This window comes from Streptomyces sp. HM190, from assembly GCF_009857135.1.
Classification (GTDB): Bacteria; Actinomycetota; Actinomycetes; order Streptomycetales; family Streptomycetaceae; genus Streptomyces; species Streptomyces heilongjiangensis.
Genome location: NZ_CP047318.1, coordinates 739,807 through 764,273, shown reverse-complemented (window position 1 = coordinate 764,273; position 24,467 = coordinate 739,807). Strand labels below are relative to the sequence as shown.

General features: G+C 73.2%; 13 protein-coding genes. 11 read left to right on the top strand and 2 right to left on the bottom strand.

Annotation, left to right across the window (positions count from 1 at the left end):
* The first annotated feature begins 2 nt into the window (after positions 1-2).
* Positions 3-839, top strand: a complete 837-nt coding sequence (locus GSY65_RS02745) for a methylenetetrahydrofolate reductase (protein ID WP_159765767.1) — start codon at positions 3-5, stop codon at positions 837-839.
* A gap of 141 nt (positions 840-980) precedes the next feature.
* Here GSY65_RS02745 and purU read toward each other — a convergent pair whose 3' ends face one another.
* Complete coding sequence (purU, locus tag GSY65_RS02740) at positions 981-1,853, bottom strand: formyltetrahydrofolate deformylase (protein ID WP_159765766.1); 873 nt, start codon at positions 1,851-1,853, stop codon at positions 981-983.
* A 217-nt stretch (positions 1,854-2,070) separates the two neighbouring features.
* On the opposite strand from purU, the gene GSY65_RS02735 reads away from it, so the two are divergent.
* From GSY65_RS02735 to GSY65_RS02695, 9 genes are all read left to right on the top strand, one after another.
* Positions 2,071-3,540, top strand: coding sequence for an aldehyde dehydrogenase family protein (locus GSY65_RS02735; RefSeq protein ID WP_159765765.1), 1,470 nt, complete (start codon positions 2,071-2,073; stop codon positions 3,538-3,540).
* 20 nt (positions 3,541-3,560) lie between these two features.
* A complete protein-coding gene (locus tag GSY65_RS02730; protein ID WP_159765764.1) occupies positions 3,561-4,649 on the top strand; it encodes a quaternary amine ABC transporter ATP-binding protein in 1,089 nt (362 codons plus the stop codon).
* Complete coding sequence (locus GSY65_RS02725; protein WP_159765763.1) at positions 4,649-6,679, top strand: ABC transporter permease; 2,031 nt, start codon at positions 4,649-4,651, stop codon at positions 6,677-6,679. The genes GSY65_RS02730 and GSY65_RS02725 overlap by 1 nt, the downstream gene beginning before the upstream one ends.
* Positions 6,680-6,691: 12 nt before the next feature.
* Positions 6,692-7,669: an ABC transporter substrate-binding protein gene (locus tag GSY65_RS02720; RefSeq protein WP_159765762.1), complete on the top strand. Its 978-nt coding sequence runs from the start codon at positions 6,692-6,694 to the stop codon at positions 7,667-7,669.
* 225 nt (positions 7,670-7,894) lie between these two features.
* Complete coding sequence (locus GSY65_RS02715) at positions 7,895-10,333, top strand: GcvT family protein (protein ID WP_159765761.1); 2,439 nt, start codon at positions 7,895-7,897, stop codon at positions 10,331-10,333.
* 9 nt (positions 10,334-10,342) lie between these two features.
* Positions 10,343-11,239 carry a bifunctional methylenetetrahydrofolate dehydrogenase/methenyltetrahydrofolate cyclohydrolase gene (locus GSY65_RS02710; protein ID WP_159765760.1) on the top strand — a complete coding sequence of 299 codons (897 nt, stop codon included), beginning with the start codon at positions 10,343-10,345 and terminating at the stop codon, positions 11,237-11,239.
* Positions 11,240-11,270: 31 nt separating this feature from the next.
* The gene (locus GSY65_RS02705) at positions 11,271-12,503 is read left to right on the top strand and encodes a sarcosine oxidase subunit beta family protein (RefSeq protein WP_159765759.1); all 1,233 of its coding nucleotides are present in this window, start codon (positions 11,271-11,273) and stop codon (positions 12,501-12,503) included.
* A gap of 28 nt (positions 12,504-12,531) precedes the next feature.
* Positions 12,532-15,771, top strand: a complete 3,240-nt coding sequence (locus GSY65_RS02700; RefSeq protein WP_159765758.1) for a sarcosine oxidase subunit delta family protein — start codon at positions 12,532-12,534, stop codon at positions 15,769-15,771.
* A complete protein-coding gene (locus tag GSY65_RS02695; protein ID WP_159765757.1) occupies positions 15,764-16,366 on the top strand; it encodes a sarcosine oxidase subunit gamma in 603 nt (200 codons plus the stop codon). Before GSY65_RS02700 ends, GSY65_RS02695 begins: the two co-directional genes overlap by 8 nt.
* Before the next feature lie 261 nt (positions 16,367-16,627).
* Here GSY65_RS02695 and GSY65_RS02690 read toward each other — a convergent pair whose 3' ends face one another.
* Entirely contained in the window at positions 16,628-17,410 is a 783-nt protein-coding gene (locus GSY65_RS02690; RefSeq protein WP_159765756.1) for a thioesterase II family protein, read from the bottom strand.
* 249 nt (positions 17,411-17,659) lie between these two features.
* Here GSY65_RS02690 and GSY65_RS02685 point away from each other — a divergent pair, with 249 nt between their 5' ends.
* Positions 17,660-24,364 carry a type I polyketide synthase gene (locus GSY65_RS02685; protein WP_159765755.1) on the top strand — a complete coding sequence of 2,235 codons (6,705 nt, stop codon included), beginning with the start codon at positions 17,660-17,662 and terminating at the stop codon, positions 24,362-24,364.
* The last annotated feature ends 103 nt before the right edge of the window (positions 24,365-24,467 follow it).

Genomic DNA, 24,467 nt, shown 5'->3' with positions numbered 1-24,467 from the left:
GGGTGACCGCCCCGGGGCTCCGTGCGCTGCTGCGCCGCGTCCGCTACGAGGTGCTGCCCGCCAGGGCTACGGAGGAGAAGGTCCTCGCCCATCTGCCGCGCGACGTTGTCGTCACCGTGACGGCGTCCCCCGTCAAGGGTCTGGAACCGACCCTCGACCTCACCGCGCGGCTCGCCGCCCACGGCTACCGGGTCGTCCCGCACGTGCCCGCGCGGCTGCTGCGGGACGACGCCCACCTCAAGGAGACCGTCGACCGGCTCCGCGAGTCCGCCGTCGACGACGTCTTCGTCCCTGCCGGCGACGCCGATCCGCCGGCCGGGACGTACGACGGGGCGCTGCCGGTGCTGCGCCGCCTCGGCGAGCTGGGGCGGCCCTTCGCCGAGGTCGGCGTCACCGGCTACCCCGAGAGTCATCCGCTGATCCACGACGACATCACCGTCCAGGCCATGTGGGACAAGCGCGAGCACGCCACGTACGTCGTGAGCAACCTGTGCTTCGACCCGAGGGTGCTCGCGCGGTGGATCGCCCGGGTACGGGGCAGGGGAGTCGCGCTGCCGGTGTACGTGGGGGTCGCCGGCCCCGTGCAGCGGGCGAAGCTGCTGGCCATGGCGACGAAGATCGGGGTGGGGGAGTCGACGCGGTTCCTCGCCCGGCACCCCCTGTGGTTCCTGCGCTTCGCCGCGCCCGGCGGCTACGCGCCCGAGGCCCTGCTGACCCGGTCCGAGGGCGCCCTCACCGCGCCCTCGGCGGGGGTGGCGGGGCTGCACCTGTTCACCTTCAACCAGATCGCCGAGACGGAAGGCTGGCGCCGCGCCCTGCTCGACCGCCTCGACGGCTGACGGACGGCGGCGGACGGTGCCCGCGGACACTCCCGGGCTCCGCCGGGCACCCTCGCGGGTTGTACACGCGTGCACCCCGCGGGTCGTACACGACAAGGGGCGGGGCTGGAGAGCCAGCCCCGCCCGTGGCCGTGCCCGCCCTCAGCGGAAGACCACCGTGCGGTTGCCGTCCACCATCACCCGGCTCTCGCTGTGCCACTTCACCGCGTGCGCGAGGACCTGCGCCTCCACGTCACGGCCGACGGTGACGAGGTCCTTGGGGGCGAGGGAGTGGTCCACGCGGACCACGTCCTGCTCGATGATCTGGCCCTCGTCCAGGTCGGGGGTCACATAGTGGGCCGTCGCGCCGACGAGCTTGACGCCGCGGTCGTAGGCCTGGTCGTAGGGGCGGGCTCCCTTGAAGCTGGGCAGGAAGGAGTGGTGGATGTTGATCGCGCGGCCCTCCAGCTGCTTGCACAGGTCGTCGGAGAGGATCTGCATGTAGCGGGCCAGCACCACCAGGTCGACGTCGAGGTCCCGCACCAGCTCCAGCAGCCGCGCCTCCGCCTCGGCCTTGGTGTCCCGCGTGACCGGGACGTGGTGGAAGGGGATGCCGTACGTCTCTGCAAGGCCCTCGAAGTCCCGGTGGTTGGAGACGATCGCCGGGATCTCGATGTTGAGGGCGCCGGAGCGGCTGCGGAAGAGCAGGTCGTTCAGGCAGTGGCCGAACCGGGACACCATGATCAGCGTCCGGGTCGGGATGGATGCCTCGCTGAGGTTCCAGGAGATGCGGTACGCCTCGGCGACCGGACCGAACCGGTACCGCAGCGTCTTCAGCTCCGTGTCCGGGTCGCCGACATCGAAGTGGACCCGCATGAAGAAGCGGCCCTGCAGTCGGTCGTCGAACTGCTGGCTCTCCAGGATGTTCCCGGAGTTCCTCACGAGGAAGCCGCTCACCGCGTGGACCAGCCCCGCGCTGTCGGGACACGAGAGGGTGAGGACGTACTCACGGCCAGGGTGCGGTCGAGGGGACATGACAGCCTCCGTCGGTGCGTATTGCACAACAAGGTGAGCGATACGCAACATGGTCGGCTTGCGGTCGCTCCCGGTCAAGGGTGGACGCGCAAGTGTCCGCATGGCTGAATCGTCATCCACCACCCTCTTGACGTAGGTCTTGGCGCCCGCCAGGGTGTTCCACCACAAGCAATGGGATGCATGATGCGCAACGCATGTCAGCTGAAGGGCTTGGCGAGTGGCAGACCTGTATGTGGCGGGGACGTGGCAGGATCCGGTGGCCGGAGGGCGACGGGAGATCCGCTGCCCCGCTGACGGCTCGCTCGTCGCGACCGTCTCGGAGGGCACCCGGCCCGACACCGAGGCCGCGATCGCGGCGGCCCGCGCCGCCTTCGACGAGGGACCGTGGCCGCACACCCCCGAGCGGGAGCGTGGCGCACTGCTGCTGCGGACCGCCGACATCATCGAACGCGACGCGGAGAAGTTCGCCCGCGCCGAGTCGCTGGACACCGGTAAACGGCTGGTGGAGAGCGCGTACGACATCGCCGACGTCGTCTCCTGCTTCCGCTACTACGGCGGTCTCGGCGGCATCGACGCCGGCCGGGTGATCGACACCGGACGCGACGACGCCGTCAGCCGTGTGGTGTACGAGCCCATCGGTGTCTGCGGACTCATCACCCCCTGGAACTACCCCCTCCTGCAAGCCGGCTGGAAGGTGGCCCCGGCGCTCCTCGCCGCCAACACCATCGTCCTCAAGCCGAGCGAGCTGACCCCCTCCACCTCGATCCTGCTGATGCGGGCGCTGGCGGAGGCCGGACTCCCGGCCGGGGCCGCCAACCTCGTCCTCGGCACCGGCCCCGAGGTGGGCGCCCCGCTCTCCGAGGACCCGAGGGTCGACATGGTCTCCTTCACCGGGGGACTGGACACCGGCAGACGGATCATGGCCACCGCCGCCGCCACCGTGAAGAAGGTGGCGCTCGAACTCGGCGGCAAGAACCCCAACGTGGTCTTCGCCGACGCCGACTTCGAGACGGCCGTGGACTTCGCCCTCACGGCCGTCTTCCTGCACTCGGGCCAGGTCTGCTCGGCCGGCGCCCGGCTGATCGTCGAGGACCGCCTGCACGACCGCCTCGTCGACGAGATCGTCCGCCGGGCCCGGCTCATCCGGCTCGGCGGGCCCTTCGACGACAGGGCCGAGACCGGTGCGCTGATCTCCGCCCAGCACCGGGACAAGGTCGAGGCGTACGTCGCCGCGGGCCTCGCCGAGGGCGCCGTCCTGCGCTGCGGCGGCGAACGCCCCACCGACCCGGCGCTCGCCCACGGCTGGTTCTACCCGCCGACCGTGCTCGACGAGTGCCGCCAGGACATGCGCGTGGTGCACGAGGAGTCCTTCGGGCCCGTACTCACCGTGGAGCGGTTCACCGACGAGGACGACGCCGTACGCATCGCCAACGACACCGAGTACGGACTCGCCGGAGCCGTCTGGACGCAGGACGCGGGCAGGGCCCAGCGGGTCGCCCGCAGGCTGCGCCACGGCACGGTGTGGATCAACGACTACCACCCCTATGTGCCGCAAGCGGAATGGGGTGGCTTCGGGCACTCGGGCGTGGGCCGGGAGCTGGGACCGACCGGCCTGAACGAGTACCGAGAGCCCAAGCACATCTGGCAGAACATCCAACCCCGGCCGCAGCACTGGTTCCGCGGCTGAACGCCGAAAAGAGGTCGATCGTGACCCCAACGCAGACCGAGGTACCGCAGCGGCGCGGCACACCTCAGGACCCGGACGGTACCCCGGTCATATCCGTGCGCCGGCTGTGGAAGGTGTTCGGGCCGAAGGCGGAACGGGTGCCGGAGTCGGAGGAGCTGTGCGGCCTCACCCGCCGCGAACTCATGGACCGCACGGGCTGCACCGCCGCCGTGCGCGACGTGAACTTCGACGTCCGCAAGGGCGAGGTCTTCGTCGTCATGGGCCTGTCCGGCTCCGGCAAGTCCACCCTGGTGCGCTGCCTCACCCGCCTGATCGAACCCACCTCCGGGGAACTCGTCTTCGAGGGGGAGGACATCCGCGAGGCGGACGACAGACGCCTGCGGGACCTCAGGCGGAGCAAGTTCTCCATGGTCTTCCAGCACTTCGGGCTGCTGCCGCACCGCCGGGTCGTCGACAACGTGGCGTTCGGCCTGGAGATCCGCGGCATGAGCCGGCCCGAGCGGACCAGGCGGGCCCTGGAGGTCGTCGAACTCGTCGGCCTCTCCGGCTACGAGAACTCCTACCCCGACCAGCTCTCCGGCGGTATGCAGCAGCGCGTCGGCCTCGCCCGCGCGCTCGCCGGGGACCCGGACGTCCTCTTCTTCGACGAGCCGTTCTCGGCGCTCGACCCGCTGATCCGCCGCGACATGCAGAACGAGGTCATCCGGCTGCACCACGAGGTCGGCAAGACGATGGTCTTCATCACCCACGACCTCTCCGAGGCGCTCAAGCTCGGCGACCGCATCCTCATCATGCGGGACGGCCGGACGGTCCAGTGCGGCACCGGCGACGAGCTGGTGGGCGCCCCGGCCGACGACTACGTCCGCGAGTTCGTCAGGGACGTCCCGCGCGGCGACGTGCTCACCCTGCGGTGGATCATGCGGCCGGTCGCCGACGGCGACGCCCTGGACGGCCCCGAGCTGGGCCCGGACGTCGTGGTCCGCGAGGCCACCCGCGCGGTGCTGGCGGCCGACAAGCCGGTCAAGGTCGTCGAGAACGGCGAACTGCTCGGCATCGTCGGCGACGAGGAGATCCTCGCGGTGGTCGCCGGGCAGGAAGGCGGCATGTGATGACCGTCGCCGTGGAGAAACCGGAACAACCACGCAAGCCCGAACCCCCGCTGAGGACCGACGCCGTGCCCCCGGCCGCCGCGTCCGGCGCCCGCACCCGCAAGGTCGGACGCGGCACCGTCGTCGCGGCGATCGTCGTCCTCTGGCTGGTGCTCTTCGCGCTGCTGCACGGCAGGCAGACCCTCACCCTCGCCGCGGCGGACCTCACGGACCTGCACCGCTGGATCAACGACCTCAACGATTCCATCGGCGCCAACCGCAACTCCAACCCGGTCTTCCTCTACTTCTTCAACGAGATCCGGCTGGTCATCGACACCCTGGTGACCTTCGTCCAGGAGCTGATCTCCCAGCCCTCCGCCGGGCGCCCCGTCCCGCAGATCGGCTGGCTCGGCGTCGTCGGCGTCGTCGGCTACGTCTCCTGGGCCGTGGGCAACTGGCGGGTGGCGCTGCTGGCCGTGGCCGGCTTCACCTTCTTCGGGCTGCAGGGGCTGTGGCAGGAGAGCATGGACACCCTGGCCCTCACCGTCTCCGCGGTCCTCGTGGCGCTGCTGTTCGCGATCCCGCTGGGCGTGTGGGCGGGTCTGTCCGACCGGTTCAACCGGATCGTGACGCCCTTCCTGGACTTCATGCAGACGATGCCGACCTTCGTCTACCTGGCCCCGCTGACGCTGTTCTTCCTCATCGGCGGCGCCTCGGCCACCATCGCCACCGTCATCTACGCGGCCCCGCCGGCGATCCGGATCACCGCGCACGCCATCCGGTCCGTCCCCGAGACCACGGTCGAGGCGGCCGACTCGCTCGGCGCGACCCGGCGGCAGGCCCTGCTCAAGGTGCTGCTGCCGATGTCGAAGCGGACCGTGGTGATGGGCGTCAACCAGTCGATCATGGCCGCCCTGGCCATGGTGACGATCGCCGCCCTGATCGACGCGCCCGGTCTCGGCAAGACCGTGATGCAGGCCCTGGAGTCGCTCGACGTGGGCACCGCCTTCAACGCGGGCCTCGCCATCGTCGTCATGGCGATCGTCCTCGACCGGGTGACCACCGCGGCGAGCGCCCGTCAGGAGGCGGCCCGGCACGCGACCGGCCGGTTCGCGACCTGGCGGCGACCGCTGCTGGCCGCGGGCGGTGTGGTCGCGGCCGTCCTCGTCTCCCTGTCGCACACCTATGTGTGGGCTGCGGAGTTCCCCGGCGAGGGCGGGATCGGCAGTTCCATCGCCAAGGCGGCCGACACCACGACCACCTGGGTGCAGGACAGCCTCTCCGGCCTCACCAACGCCTTCCGCGACGCCATCACCTACGGGCTGCTCAACCCGTTCCAGTCGCTGCTCACCGACTCGCCGTGGTGGCTCGTGGCCGCCGTGCTGGTCACGCTGGGCGCGGTGCTCGGCGGACGGCGGGCCGGCGCGGTCGCCGCCGTCTGCGTGGGGCTGCTGGTCGGGACGGGACTGTGGTCGGACGCGATGACGACCCTGGCCTCCACCCTTGTGGCGACCGTGCTGGTCATGGTGCTCGGCGTGGCCTTCGGGGTGTGGATGGGGCGCAGCCTCCTCGTGGACCGGGTGCTGCGGCCGACCCTCGACGCGGCGCAGGTCATGCCGCCGTTCGTCTACCTCGTGCCGTTCCTCGCGCTGTTCGGGGCGACCCGCTTCACCGCCATCGTCGCCGCGATCGTCTATGCGGCGCCCGTCGCCATCAAGATCATCGCGGATGGGGTGCGGGCCGTGCCGGCCGCCACCGTGGAGGCGGCCACCTCCGCCGGGTGCAACACCTGGCAGATCATCACCAAGGTTCAACTGCCGATGTCACGCAGTGCCCTGACACTCGCGACCAACCAGGGCCTGATCTACGTGCTGTCGATGGTTGTTGTGGGCGGCCTGGTAGGAGCGGGCGCCCTCGGCTACGACGTCGTGGCCGGATTCTCCCAGGGGCAGCTGTACGGGAAGGGCCTGGCGGCCGGGTTCGCCATCGTCCTCCTCGGAGTCATGTTCGACCGGATCACTCAGGCCGCGGCGCGACGCGTGAGCGCGTAAGGAGCACTGACCATGGCAACACCAGTACGACAGTGGAGAGCCGGCGTGGCCGGACTGGCCGTCCTCGGGCTCGCCCTGACCGCCTGCGGCGGCGCGAAGGTCGGTGAGGCCCCGGCGGGCTCGGGCGGTTCGGGCGACTCGGGGAAGTGCGGCACCTTCAACCTCGCCGTCAACCCGTGGGTGGGCTACGAGGCCAACGCCGCGGTCGTCGCGTACGTCGCGGAGCACGACCTCGGCTGCAAGGTCACCAAGAAGGACCTGAAGGAGGAGATCGCCTGGCAGGGCTTCGGGACGGGCGAGGTCGACGCCGTCATCGAGAACTGGGGCCACGACGACCTGAAGAAGAAGTACATCACCGACCAGAAGACGGCCGTCGAGGCCGGCGCCACCGGGAACAAGGGGCTGATCGGCTGGTACGTGCCGCCGTGGCTGGCGAAGGCGCACCCCGACATCACCGACTGGAAGAACCTCGACAAGTACGCCGACAAGTTCAGGACCTCCGAGTCCGGCGGCAAGGGCCAGCTCCTCGACGGCGACCCGTCGTTCGTCACCAATGACGAGGCCCTGGTGAAGAACCTGAAGCTGGACTTCAAGGTGGTGTACGCGGGCAGCGAGACCGCGCTCATCCAGGCCTTCCGCAAGGCGGAGAAGGACAAGGAATGGGTGATCGGCTACTTCTACGAGCCGCAGTGGTTCATGGCCGAGGTGCCCCTGGTCAAGGTGAAACTGCCGGAGTACAAGACCGGCTGTGACGCCGACGCGGAGAAGGTCGCCTGCGACTACCCCGTCTACGAGCTGGACAAGATCGTCAGCACGAAGTTCGCCAAGTCGGACAGCCCGGCGTACCGCCTGGTCAAGAACTTCACGTGGACGAACGACGACCAGAACACCGTGGCGAAGTACATCGCCGTGGACAAGATGGCGCCGGAGGCGGCGGCGAAGAAGTGGGTCGAGGCCAACCGCGGCAAGGTGGACGCCTGGATCAAGTAGCGAGGCCGGAAGGCCGGTCGGACGGGCCCGGCGGGCGGCGTGCACAGGGGTGCGCCGCCCGCCGGGCCTCGTCGTTCCCGGGGCCTTCCCCGAGGCCGTTCCCCGACGTCACGGACCCCTTGACACCCCCTCCTCGCGACAGGCACATTGAGTTGCGCAACCTGAACCATGTTGCGCAGACAGCAACTGAACCGGCTGGACTCGTTCTCAATCGGAGGTGCGGCGATGGCGGGACCCCGAGTGGTCATCATCGGAGCGGGCGTCGTTGGCGCGGCACTCGCGGACGAGATCTCCGCGCGCGGCTGGACCGAAGTGACCGTGGTCGACCAGGGGCCGCTCCCCGCCACCGGGGGCTCCACGTCACACGCCCCGGGCCTGGTCTTCCAGACGAACTCCTCCAAGACCATGACGGAACTGGCCCGCTACACCGTCGAGAAGTTCTGCTCCCTCGACGTCGACGGCAAGCCCTGCTTCCTCCAGGTCGGCGGCCTCGAAGTGGCCACCACCCCCGAACGGCTGACCGAACTGCACCGCCGTCACGGCTGGGTCACCGCCTGGGGCGTCGAGGCCCGGCTGCTGACCGCCGAGGAGTGCGTCGAGCAGCACCCCCTCGTCGACCCCGACCGGGTCCTCGGCGGCCTCCTCGTCCCGACGGACGGCCTCGCCAAGGCCGTCCTCGCCGTCGAGGCGCAGATCCGCCGGGCCACCGAGCGCGGCGTGCGCTTCCTCGCCCGCCACGAGGTCCTGGACATCCTCCGGACCGACGGCCGGGTGACGGGCGTCCGCACCGACCAGGGCGACCTGGAGGCCGACATCGTGGTGTGCTGCGCCGGCATCTGGGGCCCGCGCATCGCCCGCATGGCCGGCATGAACCTCCCGCTCACCCCGCTCGCCCACCAGCTCGCCTGGACCGGCCCGATCCCCGCGCTCGCCGGCCAGACCGAGGAGGCGGTCCGCCCGATCCTGCGGCACCAGGACGCCGACCTCTACTACCGCGACCGGTTCGACGGCATCGGCATCGGCTCCTACGGCCACCGCCCGATGCCGGTCTCCGCCGACGACATCCGCTCCTTCGACGACGCGCAGCCGATGCCCTCGGTCCTGAAGTTCACCGAGGACGACTTCGCCGACGCCTGGACCGAGACCCGGTCGCTGCTCCCGGCGACGCAGGAGGCGAAGATCGAGGAGGGCATCAACGGCCTGTTCTCCTTCACCACCGACAACTTCCCGCTCCTCGGCGAGTCCCCCGACGTCAAGGGGTTCTGGGTCGCCGAGGCCGTGTGGGTCACCCACTCCGCGGGCGTCGGCCGGGCCATGGCCGAGTGGCTCGTCGACGGCCACTGCTCGTCCTTCGACCTGCACGAGTGCGACGTCAACCGCTTCGAGCCGCACCAGCTCGCCCCCGAGTACGTCCTGGCCCGCGACTGCCGCAACTTCGTCGAGGTCTACGACATCCTCCACCCCCTGCAGCCCTCCGGAGAGCCCCGCCCGATCCGCCAGAGCCCCTTCCACGCACGCCAGGAGGAGCACGGCGCGTTCTTCCTGGAGGCGAACGGCTGGGAGCGCCCCCAGTGGTACGAGGCGAACGCCTCCCTCGTCGAGGGCCGCGGCATCCCCACCCCGAACGACTGGGCCGCGCGGTTCTGGTCGCCCATCGTCGGCGCGGAGGCGCAGGTCACCCGTGAGACGGTCGCGCTGTACGACATGACGGCCCTCAAGCGCCTGGAGGTCACCGGCCCCGGCGCCGCCGACTTCCTGGAGCGGCTGACCACCGGCAAGGTCGCCAAGTCCGTCGGTTCGGTGACGTACACCCTGCTCCTCGACCACGACGGCGGCATCCGCAGCGACATCACCGTGGCCCGCCTGGGACGCGACCACTTCCAGGTCGGTGCCAACGGCAACCTCGACCTCGACTGGTTCGGCCGGCACCTCCCCGCCGACGGCACGGTCCAGGTCCGCGACATCACCCCCGGCACCTGCTGCGTCGGCCTGTGGGGCCCGCTGGCCCGCAAGGTCCTCCAGCCGCTGACCGACGACGACTTCTCGGCCGACGGCCTGAAGTACTTCCGCGCCAAGCGCGCCCACATCGGCTCCGTGCCCGTGACCGCCATGCGCCTGTCGTACGTCGGCGAACTCGGCTGGGAGCTCTACACCACCGCCGACCTCGGCCAGAAGCTGTGGGACACCCTCTGGGCGGCGGCCCGGCCGCTCGGCGGCATCATCGCCGGCCGCGGGGCCTTCAACAGCCTGCGCCTGGAGAAGGGCTACCGCTCCTTCGGCACCGACATGACGTACGAGCACGACCCCTACGAGGCCGGTGTCGGCTTCGCCGTCAAGCCCGACAAGGGCGACTTCATCGGGAAGGCCGCGCTGGAGCGCCGCAGGCAGGACGTACGGCGCAGGCTGACCTGCCTCACCGTCGACGACCCCTGCTCGGTCGTCATGGGCAAGGAGCCCGTGTACGCCGGGGACCGTGCCGTCGGGTACGTCACCAGCGCCGCGTACGGCTACACCATCGGCAAGGGCATCGCCTACGCCTGGCTGCCGACGGAGGTGGCGGTGCCCGGCACCACCGTGCACATCGGGTACTTCGACCAGCGTGTGGAGGCAGTCGTGGCCGAGGAGCCGCTGTTCGACCCGTCGATGTCCCGGCTGCGCGGCTGAGGAGCCACCGTGACCGTACCGACCGCACCGACCGCACCGTGCACACAGACCGCACGGACACTTGACGGGAAGGCGACGTCCGGCGACGTCCGCCGCGCACTCGCCGGACGCGTGGCCCGACTGACCGCCGCCGGCGGCCGCCCGCCGGGGCTCGGCACGGTACTGGTCGGGGACGACCCCGGCAGCCGCGCCTACGTCGCCGGCAAGCACCGCGACTGCGCGCAGGTGGGGATCGCCTCCCTCCGCCGGGAACTGCCCGCCGACGCCACCCAGCGGCAGGTCGAGGACGTCATCGACGAACTCAACGCCGACCCTGCCTGCACCGGCTACATCGTCCAGCTCCCGCTGCCCCGCCACCTGGACGCGGGCGCCGTCCTGGAACGCATGGACCCGGCCAAGGACGCCGACGGACTCCACCCGGTGAACCTCGGCCGGCTCACCCTCGGCGAGCCCGCACCGCTGCCCTGCACCCCGCGCGGCATCGTCGAACTGCTCCGCCGGTACGACGTCCCGGTCGCCGGCGCCCGGGTCTGCGTCGTCGGACGCGGCATCACCGTCGGACGCCCCCTCGGACTCCTCCTCACCCGCAGGTCGGAGAACGCCACCGTCACCCTCTGTCACACCGGCACGAAGGGCCTCGCCCGGCACGTGCGCGAGGCGGAGATCGTCGTCGCCGCGGCCGGCTCGCCCGGACTGATCACCAAGGACATGCTGCGCCCCGGCGCGGCCGTCCTCGACGTCGGCATCACCCGCACCGACCGCGGGCTCGTCGGCGACGTGCACCCGGACGCCGCCGAGGTGGCCGGCTGGCTCGCGCCGATGCCCGGCGGCGTCGGCCCCATGACACGGGCGATACTCCTCGCCAACGTGGTCGAGGCCGCCGAGAGGAACGCGAACCCCGAATGAACCAGTCCCTTCCCGTGGACGGAGCCGTCCGATGAGCCCCCGTACCCCCGGCGCCGAACTCCCCGAGCACCCCGACTGGCTGTGGCGCACCCCCGAACCGAAGCGGTCCTACGACGTGATCGTCGTCGGCGGCGGCGGACACGGCCTCGCCACCGCCCACTACCTCGCGAAGAACCACGGCATCACCGACGTCGCCGTGCTGGAGAAGGGTTGGCTCGCGGGCGGCAACATGGCCCGCAACACCACGATCATCCGCTCCAACTACCTGTGGGACGAGAGCGCCGGCATCTACGAGCACGCCCTCAAGCTCTGGGAAGGGCTGGCGGACGAACTCGACTACCCGATCCTCTTCTCCCAGCGCGGTGTGCTGAACCTCGCCCACAGCCTCCAGGACGTCCGCGACAGCGTGCGCCGCGTGGAGGCGAACCGCCTCAACGGCGTCGACGCGCACTGGCTCGACGCGGACGGGGTGAAAGAGGTCTGCCCGATCGTCAACACCTCGCCCGACGTGCGCTATCCGGTCCTCGGCGGCACCTACCAGCCCCGTGCCGGCATCGCCAAGCACGACCACGTGGCATGGGGCCTGGCCCGCTCCGCGGACGCGGCCGGCATCGACATCATCCAGAACTGCGAGGTCACCGGCCTCGACGTGGTGGGCGGCCGGGTGGTCGGCGTAAGGACCAACCTGGGACCCATCGCGGCCGGCAAGGTCGCCCTCTGCTCGGCCGGCCACACCTCGGTCCTGGCGGCCATGGCAGGCATCGAACTGCCCCTGCAGAGCCACCCTTTGCAGGCGCTCGTCTCCGAGCTGCTGGAACCGGTCCACCCGACGGTCGTGATGTCCAACGCGGTCCACGTGTACGTCAGCCAGGCCCACAAGGGCGAACTGGTGATGGGCGCGGGCATCGACTCCTACAACGCGTACACGCAGCGCGGCGCCTTCCACATCATCGAGGAACAGATGTCGGCGGCCCTGGAGCTCTTCCCGGTCTTCGCCCGCGCCCATGTCCTGCGCACCTGGGGCGGCATCGTCGACGTCAGCCCCGACGCCTCGCCGATCATCGGCCTCACCCCGGTCGACAACCTCTACCTCAACTGCGGCTGGGGCACCGGCGGCTTCAAGGCCACACCCGGTGTCGGCTGGGTCTACGCCCACACCATCGCCCACGACACCCCCCACCCCCTCAACGCCCCCTTCTCGCTCGACCGTTTCACCACCGGCGCGCTCGTCGACGAGCACGGCGCGGCCGCGGTGGCCCACTAGGACCGCTGGACCACTTGGGAGCCGAACCATGCTGCTCATCCCCTGCCCGTGGTGCGGGCCGCGCGACGAGGCCGAGTTCCACTACGGCGGTCAGGCCCACGTCCCCTACCCCGAGGACCCGTCGGCCCTCACCGACGAGGAGTGGGCGCGCTACCTCTTCTTCCGCGACAACCCCAAGGGCCCCTTCGCCGAACGCTGGAGCCACGCGGCGGGCTGCCGCCGCTGGTTCAACGCCGTCCGCGACACCTCGACCAACGAGATCCTGACGGTGTACCGGACCGGCGAGGAACGCCCGGCGTCGATCGAGCCGAGCCCGGTCGGCGCCCCGCCGCACGCCGCCGGTTCGCGGCCGGGCCCCGCAGAACCGGCCCGTCCGGCCGCGTTCGAGAGCGGGATCGTCCCCGCCGAGGGGAAGCCCGAGGCCGCGCCCCCCGGCGAGGGCCGGCCGACCCAGCCGTTCCGCCACCCCACCCTGGGCCGCGTCCACCGCGACGAGGTCCTGACCTTCACCTTCGACGGCGTCACCTACCAGGGCCACCGGGGCGACACCCTCGCCTCCGCGCTCCTCGCCAACGGCGTCGTCCAGGCGGGCACCAGCATCAAGCTCGGCCGCCCCCGCGGCATCTTCTCCGCCGGTGTCGAGGAACCCAACGCGGTCGTCCAGATCGAGGAGCCCTTCCCCGAGCCCATGCTGCCCGCCACCGCCGTCGAACTGTACGACGGCCTCGTCGCGAGCAGCCTCCCCGGCCAGGGCCGCCTCGCCACCGCCCCGGACCCCGCCCGCTACGACGCCGTCCACGCGCACTGCGACCTGCTGATCGTCGGTGCGGGCCCGGCCGGTCTCGCGGCGGCGGAGGCGGCCGCAGGCAGCGGCGCCCGGGTCATCCTCGCCGACGACCGGCCCGAGCCCGGCGGCAGCCTCCTGGGCACGGGCGAGCACCTCGACTGGGTCGACGCGGTCACCGCCCGCCTCCGCACCGCCCCCGAGGTCCGCGTCCTCGGCCGGACCACCGTCTTCGGCTACTACGACGACAACCACCTCCTCGCCGTGGAACGCCGCACCCACCACCTCGGCGCCGCCGCCCCCGAGAACGTCTCCCGCGAGCGGGTCTGGCGGATCCGCGCCCGCCGGGTCGTCCTCGCCACCGGAGCCCACGAGCGCTCCCTGGCCTTCGCGGACAACGACCGCCCCGGAGTGATGCTGGCCGCCTCGGCCCGCGCCCACCTGCACCGCCACGGCGTCCTGCCCGGCCGGCGCGCGGTCGTCCTCACCACCAACGACAGCGCCTACGCCGCAGCCCTGGACCTCTTCGCGGCGGGCGTGGACGTCGCCGTGATCGCCGACACCCGCGCCGAGGCGGGGGAGTGGGCCGAGCGTGCCCGCGAGGCCGGCATCGAGGTGCTGACCGGCCACGCCGTCATCGGCACCGACGGCGACGCCCGCCTCACCGCCGTGACCGTCGCCCCGTACGGGGAGACCGAGGGCGGCCGGGAGTTCGCCGCCGACCTGCTGCTGGTCTCCGGTGGCTGGAACCCGGTGGCGCACCTGTTCAGCCAGGCCGGCGGCAGGCTGCGCCACGACGAGGCCCTCGGCACCTTCGTCCCCGACACCTGCCGTCAGGCCGTCGAGGTCGCGGGCGGCGCGAGCGGCACACCGGACCTCGCCGGGGCCCTCGCTCAGGGTGCCGCCGCCGGCGCCCGCGCGATCGAGGCCGAGGGCTACACGGCCGGAACGCCGCGCCTGCCGCAGGTGCCCGCGCAGCCCCGTCCGACGCCGCCCCAGCACCTGTTCACCGTTCCCGGCCGTGCCGGCGCCCCCCGCTTCGTCGACCTGCAACGCGACGTCACCGTCGACGACCTGGCCCGCGCCACCGGCGCCGGCCTGCGCTCCGTCGAGCACACCAAGCGGTACACCACCGCCGGAACCGCCAACGACCAGGGCAAGACGTCCGGCGTCCTCGCCAGTGGTGTCGTCGCCGAACTGCTCGGCGTGGACGTCTCCGCGCTCGGTACGACCACCTTCCGGCCGCCGTACACCCCCGTCTCCTTCGCCGCCCTCGCCGGCCGCGACCGGGGCGTCCTCCACGACCCGGTCCGCACGACGGCCCTGCACGAGTGGCACGTCGCGCACGGCGCACTCTTCGAGAACGTCGGCCAGTGGAAGCGCCCCTGGTACTACCCGCGGGACGGCGAGGACATGGGGACCGCCGTGCTGCGCGAGTGCCGGGCGGCCCGCGAGGGCGTCGCCCTCATGGACGCCTCCACCCTCGGCAAGATCGACGTCCAGGGCCCGGACGCCGCCGTCTTCCTCGACCGGCTCTACACCAACATGATGAGCACCCTGAAGGTCGGCATGATCCGCTACGGCGTGATGTGCCGCCTGGACGGCATGGTCTTCGACGACGGCACGGTCATCCGGCTCGCCCCGGACCGCTTCCTGGTCACCACGACCACCGGCAACGCGGCCACCGTCCTCGACTGGATGGAGGAGTGGCTCCAGACCGAGTGGCCCGAACTGCGCGTCCACTGCACCTCGGTGACCGAGCAGTGGGCCACCGTCGCCCTGGTCGGCCCCCGCTCCCGCGACGTCCTCGGCTCGCTCGCACCTGACCTCGCCGTCGCCAACGACGACTTCCCCTTCATGGCGTGGCGGGAGACGACCGTCGCCGGGATCGGGGCCCGGGTCTGCCGGATCAGCTTCTCCGGCGAACTGGCCTACGAGATCAACGTGTCACCGTGGGAGGCCCTCGCCCTGTGGGAGGCGCTGTACGAGGCGGGCGCCCCGCACGGCATCACCCCCTACGGCACCGAGACCATGCACGTGCTGCGCGCCGAGAAGGGCTACCCCATCATCGGCCAGGACACCGACGGCACGGTCACCCCCCAGGACCTCGGCATGGGCTGGGCGGTCTCCAAGAAGAAGCCCGACTTCATCGGCAAGCGCTCCCACGCCCGCGCCGACACCGCGCGCCCCGACCGCAAGCACCTCGTCGGCCTGCTCCCCGAGGACCCCGGCACCTTCCTCCCGGAGGGCACCCACCTGGTCGCCGACAGCGTGCTGCCCGCGCCGCCCGTCCCGATGCTCGGCCATGTCACCTCCAGCTACCGCAGTGCCGCCCTCGGCCGGACCTTCGCGCTCGCCCTGATCAAGGGCGGCCGGGACCGTGTCGGCGAGCGGCTGTACGCCCCCGTCGGCGACCGGCTGGTCCCGGTGACCGTCGCAAGCCCTGTCCTCTACGACCCCGAGGGAGCCCGCCGCGATGGCTGACACCGTCCCCACCTCCGCGCCCCGCAGCCCCCTCGGCGGTGCCGCCGCCCGGCTGGCCGCTGCCACCCGCGCCTCCGCGGGCGCGGTCCGGCTTGCCGAACTCCCCTTCCTCACCCAGGTGAACGTGCGTCTCGACGCCAAGGGCCCGGCGGCCGACGCCGTGGGGCTCGCCCTGGACCTGCCCCTGCCCCTCGAACCCAACACCGTCGTCCGTGCCGGCGAGTCGACGGCACTGTGGCTCGGCCCCGACGAATGGCTCCTGGTGGCCCCGCCCGGCCGGGAGCGGGACCTGGAGACCCGGATCCGGGACGCGGCCGGCGACGAACCGGTCTCCGTCACCGATGTCTCCGCCCAGCGCACCACGCTCCTCGTCGCGGGTCCCCGCGCCCGCGACGTCCTCGCCCACGGCTGTCCGCTGGACCTGCACCCGCGGGTCTTCGGTCCGGGCCGCTGCGCCCAGACGACCCTGGGCCGCACCCAGGTCGTCCTGGTCGCCCGGGACGAACCCCGGGCCGGTTTCTGGGTGCTGGTCCGCTCGTCGTTCGCCGGCCATCTCGCGCACTGGCTGCTGGACGCGGCGACCGAGTACGTGTGAACGCCCCGCCCACCGCGCCCCGAGCGGTGGGCGGAGGGCGCCGGGCGCCGGGCGGTGGGCGGACCGGCTCCGGGCTCCGAGGGGTGGGCGGACCGGGCACCGGGCTCCGCCTACGCGCCGATGGCCTCCGGAACCCGGGCGCACGTCGTGTCGCTCCTCGTCACCGGATGCCCCCGGTACGACCTCACCCGCGGCAGACCCCGCTCCGGGAGCATCTGGGAGCCTGCGGGAGCCGGCTGTCCGCTGCGGAGGTGTCAGGGCTCAGGAGGCGCTCGGGGACGGCGGGTCGGTCCTGGTCAGGGTCTCGGTGATCAGGCGCAGGACGTCGGGGGCCTGGTCGACGAGGTAGAAGTGGCCGCCGGAGTAGGTCCGCATCGTGAAGGGGCCGGTCGTGTGGTCCTGCCAGGCCCGTACGTCGTCCAGGGGGGCCTTGGGGTCGGTGGCGCCGACCAGGGCCGTCACCGGGCAGGTCAGCCGGTGCACCCGCTCGGGGCGGTACAGCTCGGCCGCGCGGTAGTCGCTGCGGATCGCGGGCAGCACCATGCGCAGCACCTCGTCGTCGCCGAGGATGCGGCTGTCGGTGCCGGCGAGCCGTTTGATCTCGGCGAGGAGCGCCTCGTCGCCCTGCCGGTGCACGTCGTCCTCCGCCCGGAACCGGGAGGGGGCACGCCGGCCGGAGGCGAACAGCATCACCGGCACCACCCCGGCGCGTGCCTCCAGCAGTCCCGCCAGTTCGAACGCGAGGGACGCGCCCATGCTGTGCCCGAACAGGGCCAGGGGGCGGTCCGCCTCCGCGAGGACCAACGGCATTAGCCGGTCGGCGAGTTCGGGGATGGTCTCGACGCAGGGTTCCAGGCGCCGGTCCTGCCGGCCCGGGTACTGCACCGCGAGCACCTCGACCCGTGGGGACAGTGCCTGGGACACCGGGAAGTAGAAGCTCGCCGAGCCCCCGGCGTGCGGCAGGCACAGCAGCCGCACGTCGCAGTCGGCGGCGGGGTGGAAGCGGCGGATCCACAGATCCCTGTCCTCGGTCTGCACGGTCACCTGTCGGCTCCGGATGCTGGGGGCTGGCGGTCCTCGGACGCTAACAGCCGCCGGCCACCGCCCGGCCGGCGTCGGCCCCCTGACCCCACCCCTAACCTCCGGGGACGAGGTCAGGGGTGTCGGTACCCGCCCGTGATCTCGTCTACTTGAATCCTGCAATTTTCCAGGACCGCTCGGCCCGCCGTCCTGCGGCGACCGCTGCCCGCTCCCTGGTGAACATCCGCACGGCTCCGACCCCAGGGGGTTCCAGTGACGGACGAAGCTCGACTCGTCGCATACATCCGCACGATGACGGGCGATCTCCGCAAGGCGCACAGACGGCTGAAACAGCTGGAGGACGCCGACAGCGAGCCCCTGGCGATCGTCGGCATCGGCTGCCGGTTCCCCGGCGGTGTCCACGGCCCCGACGAGCTGTGGCGACTGGTGGACGAGGGCCGTGACGCGGTGGGACCCATGCCCGACAACCGCGGCTGGGACTTCGACGCCCTGTTCGCCGACGACGAGGGGATCGGCACCAGCCGTGCCCGGGAGGGCGCCTTCCTCCACGACGCGGGCGAGTTCGACGCCGGCTTCTTCGGGATCTCTCCCCGCGAGGCCCTGGCGATGGATCCGCAGCAGCGACTGCTGCTGGAGGTCGTCTGGGAGGCGCTGGAGCACGCCCGGATCGTGCCGTCCTCGCTCGCAGGCAGCCGCACCGGTGTCTACGCGGGCCTCATGTACCACGACTACGGCGGCGAACTGTCCACCCTGCCCGACGAGGTGCAGGGCCTGATGAGTACCGGAATGTCCGGCAGTGTGCTCTCCGGCCGGGTCGCCTACACCCTCGGCCTGGAGGGCCCGGCGCTCACCGTGGACACGGCCTGCTCGTCCTCCCTGGTCACCCTGCACCTCGCCGCCCAGGCGCTGCGGGCGGGGGAGTGCGACCTGGCGCTGGCCGGCGGTGCCACCGTCATGTCCAGCCCGGCCACGTTCGTCGAGAGCAGCCGGCAGGGCAATGTGGCGCCCTTCGGCCGCTGCCGGTCCTACGCGGACGCCGCCGACGGCACCGCGTGGGGCGAGGGCGCCGCCGTCCTCGTCGTGGAGCGGCTCACGGACGCCCGCCGCCACGGTCACCGGATCCTCGCCGTGGTCCGCGGCACCGCCGTCAACCAGGACGGCGCGTCCAACGGCCTGACCGCCCCCAACGGCCCCTCCCAGCAGCGTGTCATCCGTCAGGCCCTGGCGAACGCCCGGCTGACCGCCGCGGACGTCGACGTCGTCGAGGGGCACGGCACCGGCACCCGCCTCGGCGACCCCGTGGAGGCGCAGGCGCTCCTGGCGACCTACGGCGCGGAGCGGCCCGACGGGCACCCGCTGTGGCTGGGGTCGGTGAAGTCGAACCTGGCGCACACCCAGGCCGCCGCCGGCGCCGCCGGGGTCATCAAGATGGTCATGGCCATGCGCCACGGCAGGCTGCCCCGCACGCTCCACGTCGACCGCCCGTCACCGCAGGTCGACTGGACGGCCGGTGCCGTCGAACTGCTCACCGAGGCACGCGACTGGCCCGCCCTCGGCCGCCCGCGCCGGGCCGCCGTCTCCTCCTTCGGCGTGAGCGGCACCAACGCCCACGTGATCCTCGAACAGGCCCCGGCGGACGCCGAACCGGCCGACGCCGAACCGGCCGACGCCGAACCGGTGGGCGCGCAACCGGCGGGCACGCGGGCGGCGGGCGCGCAGCCGGCCGATGCGCGCCCGGCCGAGCCGGACCCCGCTCGTTCGCGACCCGCCGGCCAGGGACCGGACAACGCGGCCGGCCCCGTGGTGCCGCTGCCCGTCGTACCCGTCCTCGTGTCCGCCCGCGACACCGACGCCCTGCGGGCCCAGGCCGCCAGGTTGCACGCGCACATGGGCGGCGCCACCGCACCGCGGCTGCTCGACGCCGCTCACGCCACCGCCACGACCCGCGCCGCCCTCGAGCACCGGGCCGTCGCCGTCGTGCAGGACCGCGACGACCTCGCCCGCGTCCTGACGGCCCTGGCCGCCGGGGAACCGGCACCCGGACTGGTGACGGGCCTTGCCGACGAGCAGGTCTGCGCCTTCCTGTTCACCGGACAGGGCGCCCAGCGCCCCGGCATGGGCCGTGAACTGCACGCCGCCTTCCCGGTGTTCGCGCGCGCCCTCGACGCCGTCTGCGCCGAACTCGACCGGCACCTCGAACGGCCCCTGCGGGACCTGATGTTCGCCGAAGCCGGCACCGACGCGTCCGCGCTCCTCGACGACACCCAGTACACCCAGCCCGCGATCTTCGCGATGGAGGTCGCGCTCTTCCGGCTCGTGGAGAGCTGGGGAGTCACCCCCCGCCACCTCGCCGGACACTCCATCGGCGAACTCACCGCCGCCCACGTCTCCGGCATGCTCACGCTGCCCGACGCCTGCGCCCTGGTGGCCGCACGCGGCCGGCTCATGCAGGCCCTGCCGGCCGGTGGTGCCATGGTCGCCGTCGAGGCCACCGAGGACGAGGTCGCGCCGCTGCTCGCGGGCCAGGAGGACACCGTCGCCCTCGCGGCCGTCAACGGTGAACGGTCCGTGGTGGCGTCCGGCACGGCGGAGGCGGTCGCCTCGATCGCGGAACACTTCACCGGACTCGGCCGCCGCACCCGGCCGCTGCGCGTCTCCCACGCCTTCCACTCGCCGCTGATGGACCCCATGCTCGACGCCTTCCGCGACATCGTCCGGACCCTGGACTTCCGGCCCCCGGCGATCCCCGTCGTCTCCAGCGTCACCGGTGCCCCGCAGACCGACGAGGAGTGGCGGTCGCCGGACTACTGGGCCCGACAGGTCCGCGACACCGTCCGCTTCCACGACGTCACCCGCGCCCTGCGCGAGGCGGGCGTCACCACGTCCCTCGAACTCGGCCCGGACGCCGCGCTGACCGCGATGACCGACGGCGACGACGACACCGCCCGGCCCGTGGCGGCCCAACGCCGCGACCAGCCCGAGGCGCGGGCGCTCGTCACCGCGCTCGCCCACCTGCACACCCGCGGCGTCCCGGTCGACTGGGCCGCCTTCTTCGCGGGCCGGGGCGCCCGACCGGTGTCCCTGCCGACCTACGCCTTCCAGCACCGGCACTACTGGCTGCGGCCCCGGCCCGGGGCCTCGGCCGCCACCGGCGCGGCCGGACTGCCCGCCGCCGGACACCCCCTGCTGGGCGCCGCCGTCACCGTCGCCGGCACCGGCACCCTGCTGCTCACCGGCCGCCTCGGCCTGGACACCCACCCCTGGCTGGCCGACCACGCGGTGGGCGGCACCGTCCTCGTCCCCGGAACCGCGCTCCTCGAACTCGCCCTGCACGCCGCCTCCCGGCACCACACCCCCGCCCGCACGGCGCTCCGCGTCGGCGAACTCGTCCTCCAGGCCCCGCTCGTGCTGCCCGCCACCGGCGGCGTCCACATCCAGGTCGTCGTCGGCGAGCCCGACACCGACGGGCGCTCGGCGTTCCGCGTGGCCTCCCGCCCCGAGGCTGCCGACGGCGACGACTGGACCACCCACGCCGACGGCGTCCTCGACACCGGCGCCGCACAGCCCGACACCGGCCCGGGAACCAGCACTTCCTGGCCTCCCACCGGAGCCGCCCCCCTCGACACGGACTCCCTCTACCCCGGCTTCGCCGCCGCCGGTTTCGCCTACGGGCCCACCTTCCAGGGCGTACGGCGGGCCTGGCGCCACGGCGACGACGTGTACGCGGAGGTCGCGCTGCCCGCGTCCGTCACGGACGCCGACGCCTTCGCCCTCCACCCGGCGCTCGCCGACGCCGCCCTCCACGCCGCCGTGTTCGCCGGCGGCCCCGCCGCCGAGACAACCGGCGAGGGCAGGCTGCCGTTCGTGTGGGACGGAGTGACCCTGCACGCCACCGGGGCGACCGCGCTGCGCGTCCGGATCACCCCCACCGGCCCCGACTGCTTCGCCCTGACCCTCGCGGACCCCACGGGCGGTCCCGTGGCGGACATCCGCTCGCTCACCGTCCGCGCCGCCCCCGGACCGACCGCTCCCACGCCGGCCGCAGCGCCGGACCGCGACCTCCTCCTGCCCGGCTGGGAAGAGGTCCCCGTCCCCGCGGAACCCGCCGCCCCGGCCGACCGCTGGGCACTCGTCGGCGATCCCGGCGGACTGCCCCGGCTCCCCGGCGCGGCCCAGCACCCGGACACGGCGTCCGCCGCACGGGACGCCGACCAGGTCGTCGTCGTCCTCGACGCGGCGCTCCCGCCCGGCACCGAGCCGGGCGACCCGGACGCCGTGACGGCAGTGCACACCGCGACCCGGCGGGCGCTCGACACCGTGCGCCGCTGGTCCGCCGACGACAGCGGGGCCCGGCTCACCGTGCTGCTGCGGGGCGCCGCGCGCGTCGGCGACGACGACCCCGTCCCCGATCCCGTCGCGGCGGCCGTGTGGGGGCTGCTGAGCTCCGCCGCGCACGAGAACCCCGACCGGATCACCGTCGTCGACTGGGACGGCGACGACGCGTCCGCCTCCGTCCTCGCCCGCGCCACGGCCCACCCGGAGCCCCGCCTCGCCCTCCGCGCCGGCACCCTCCACGCGCCCCGCCTGGTCCCCCTCACCCGCGACCCCGCGCTGCGGCCCCCGCCCGGACCGGGACCCTGGGTCCTCGACCGCGCGGGCGACGGCGCCACCATCGACGACCTGGCCCTCGTACCGGCCCCGGATGGCCTCGGGGAACAGCTCGCCCCCGGCCAGGTCCGGGTGGAGGTCCGCGCGTGCGGGGTGAACTTCCGCGACGTCGTCGTCGCCCTCGGCCTGGTCCCCGGCCTGCGCGGACTCGGCGGTGAACTCGCCGGTGTCGTCACCGCCGTCGGCCCCGACGTCACCGGCGTCCGCCCCGGTGACCGCGTACTCGGCCTCGGCCCCGCCACCTTCGGCCCGGTCGCCGTCACCGACCACCGCTGGCTGGCGCCCATGCCCGACGGCTGGACCTTCGAACAGGCCGCCGCCGTCCCCATCGCCTACCTCACCGCGTACTACGGCCTCGTCGACCTCGCCGGTGTCCGGCCCGGCCAGAAGGTCCTCGTCCACGCGGGCGCCGGAGGCGTCGGCACCGCCGCCGTGCAGCTCGCCCGCCACCTCGGCGCCGACGTGTACGCCACCTCCAGCGCCGGGAAGCGGCACGTGCTGCGCGCCGCCGGACTCGACGACGACCACACCGCCGACTCGCGCAGCCTCGGCTTCGCCGACCACTTCCACCGGACCACCGGCGGACAGGGCATGGACGTCGTCCTCGACTGCCTCGCCGGGGAGTTCGTCGACGCGGGCCTGCGGCTCCTGCCGCGCGGCGGCCGTTTCCTGGAGATGGGCAAGACCGACATCCGTGACCCGCGGGCTGTGGCCGCCGCCCATCCCGGCGTCGCCTACCAGGCGTACGACCTCCAGGAGGCGGCGCCCGACCGGATGCGCGAGATGCTCCATGCGGTTCTCGACCTGTTCGCGCAGGGCGCGCTCACCCCGCCTCCGCTGACCGTGTGGGACATCCGCCGGGCCCGCGACGCGTTCCGGGCACTGAGCCAGGCGAAACTCGTCGGCAAGGCGGTCCTCACCGTCCCCCGCGCCCCCGACCCCACAGGCACCTTCGTCGTCACCGGCGCGGGCGGCCACCTCGGCGGCCTCGTCGCCCGGCACCTCGTCACCCGCCACGGCGCCCGGCACCTGCTGCTGCTCGGCCGCCGCGGCCCCGCCGCCCCCGGCGCCGCGGAACTGGAGGCCGACCTGCGGGCGGCGGGAGCCACCGACGTCACCACCCTCGCCTGCGACGTCGCCGACCGCGACGCCCTGCGCTCCGCCCTGGCCGCCCTGCCCGCCGACCGCCCCACCACGGCGATCGTCCACACCGCGGGCGTCCTCGACGACGGCGTCGCCGCGGGACTCACCGACGAGCAACTCCACCGCGTCCTGCTCCCCAAGGCCGACGCCGCCGCCCACCTCGACGCCGTCACCCGCGAACTCGGCCACGACCCGGCGGTGTTCGCCCTGTTCTCCTCCGCGTCCGGCTTCACCGGCAACCCCGGCCAGGCCAACTACGCCGCCGCCAACACCTGCCTCGACGCCCTCGCTGCACAGCGCAGGGCCCGCGGACTCCCCGCCGTCTCCCTGCTCTGGGGTGCCTGGGAGCAGGCCGGCGACGGCATGACCGCCTCACTCGGCGACACCGACCAGCGACGCATGGCCCGCTCCGGGCTCCGTGCCCTGGGCGCCGACCAGGGCCTCGCCCTGTTCGACGCCGCCCTCGGCGTGGACGCTCCCGCCGTGGCACCGCTGGCACTGGACACCGCCGCCCTGCGCGGCCAGGCCGAGGCGGGCACCCTGCCCGCCGTGTTCCGGGCCCTCGTCCAGACCTCCGCCCTGCGCCGCGCGGCCCGCGCCGCGGCGGGCGAACCCGCCCTCGCCGAGCGGCTGGCCGCCCTGTCCGACACCGAGCGCGACCACCTGCTGCTCGACCTCGTCCACACCCACACCGCCACCGTCCTCGGACACGGCTCACCGGGGTCACTCGGCTCCCAGCGCACCTTCCGCGAACTCGGCTTCGACTCCCTGACCGCCGTCGAGCTGCGCAACAGCCTCGCCGCCGCCACCGGGCTGCGGCTGCCCGCGACCCTCGTCTTCGACCACCCCACCCCCCAGGCGCTGGCGGAACTGCTGCGCGCCGAACTCGCCCCGCCGCAGGCGTCACCGGCACAGGAGGCCCTGACCCTCCTCGACGGCCTCCTGAGGCACCTCGGCGACGTCGCCCCCGACGACCCGGACCGCAGGCGCCTCGACGAGCGGCTGCGGCACCTGCTGGAGACCTGGCGCCGACCGGACGCCACCGCCGACGGCCACGACCCGGAGCACGATCCGCACCACGACCTCGACGCGGCCTCCGACGACGACCTCTTCGCCATGGTCGACGACGGCGTCCGGCTGCACTGAACCGGCCGGGGCCCCCCGGCCGCCGCCCCGTCCGGCGGCGCACCACCTGCTCCGGCACGCCACCCCCACCCACGTGCCCCGCCGGCAGCACACCCCCCACCTC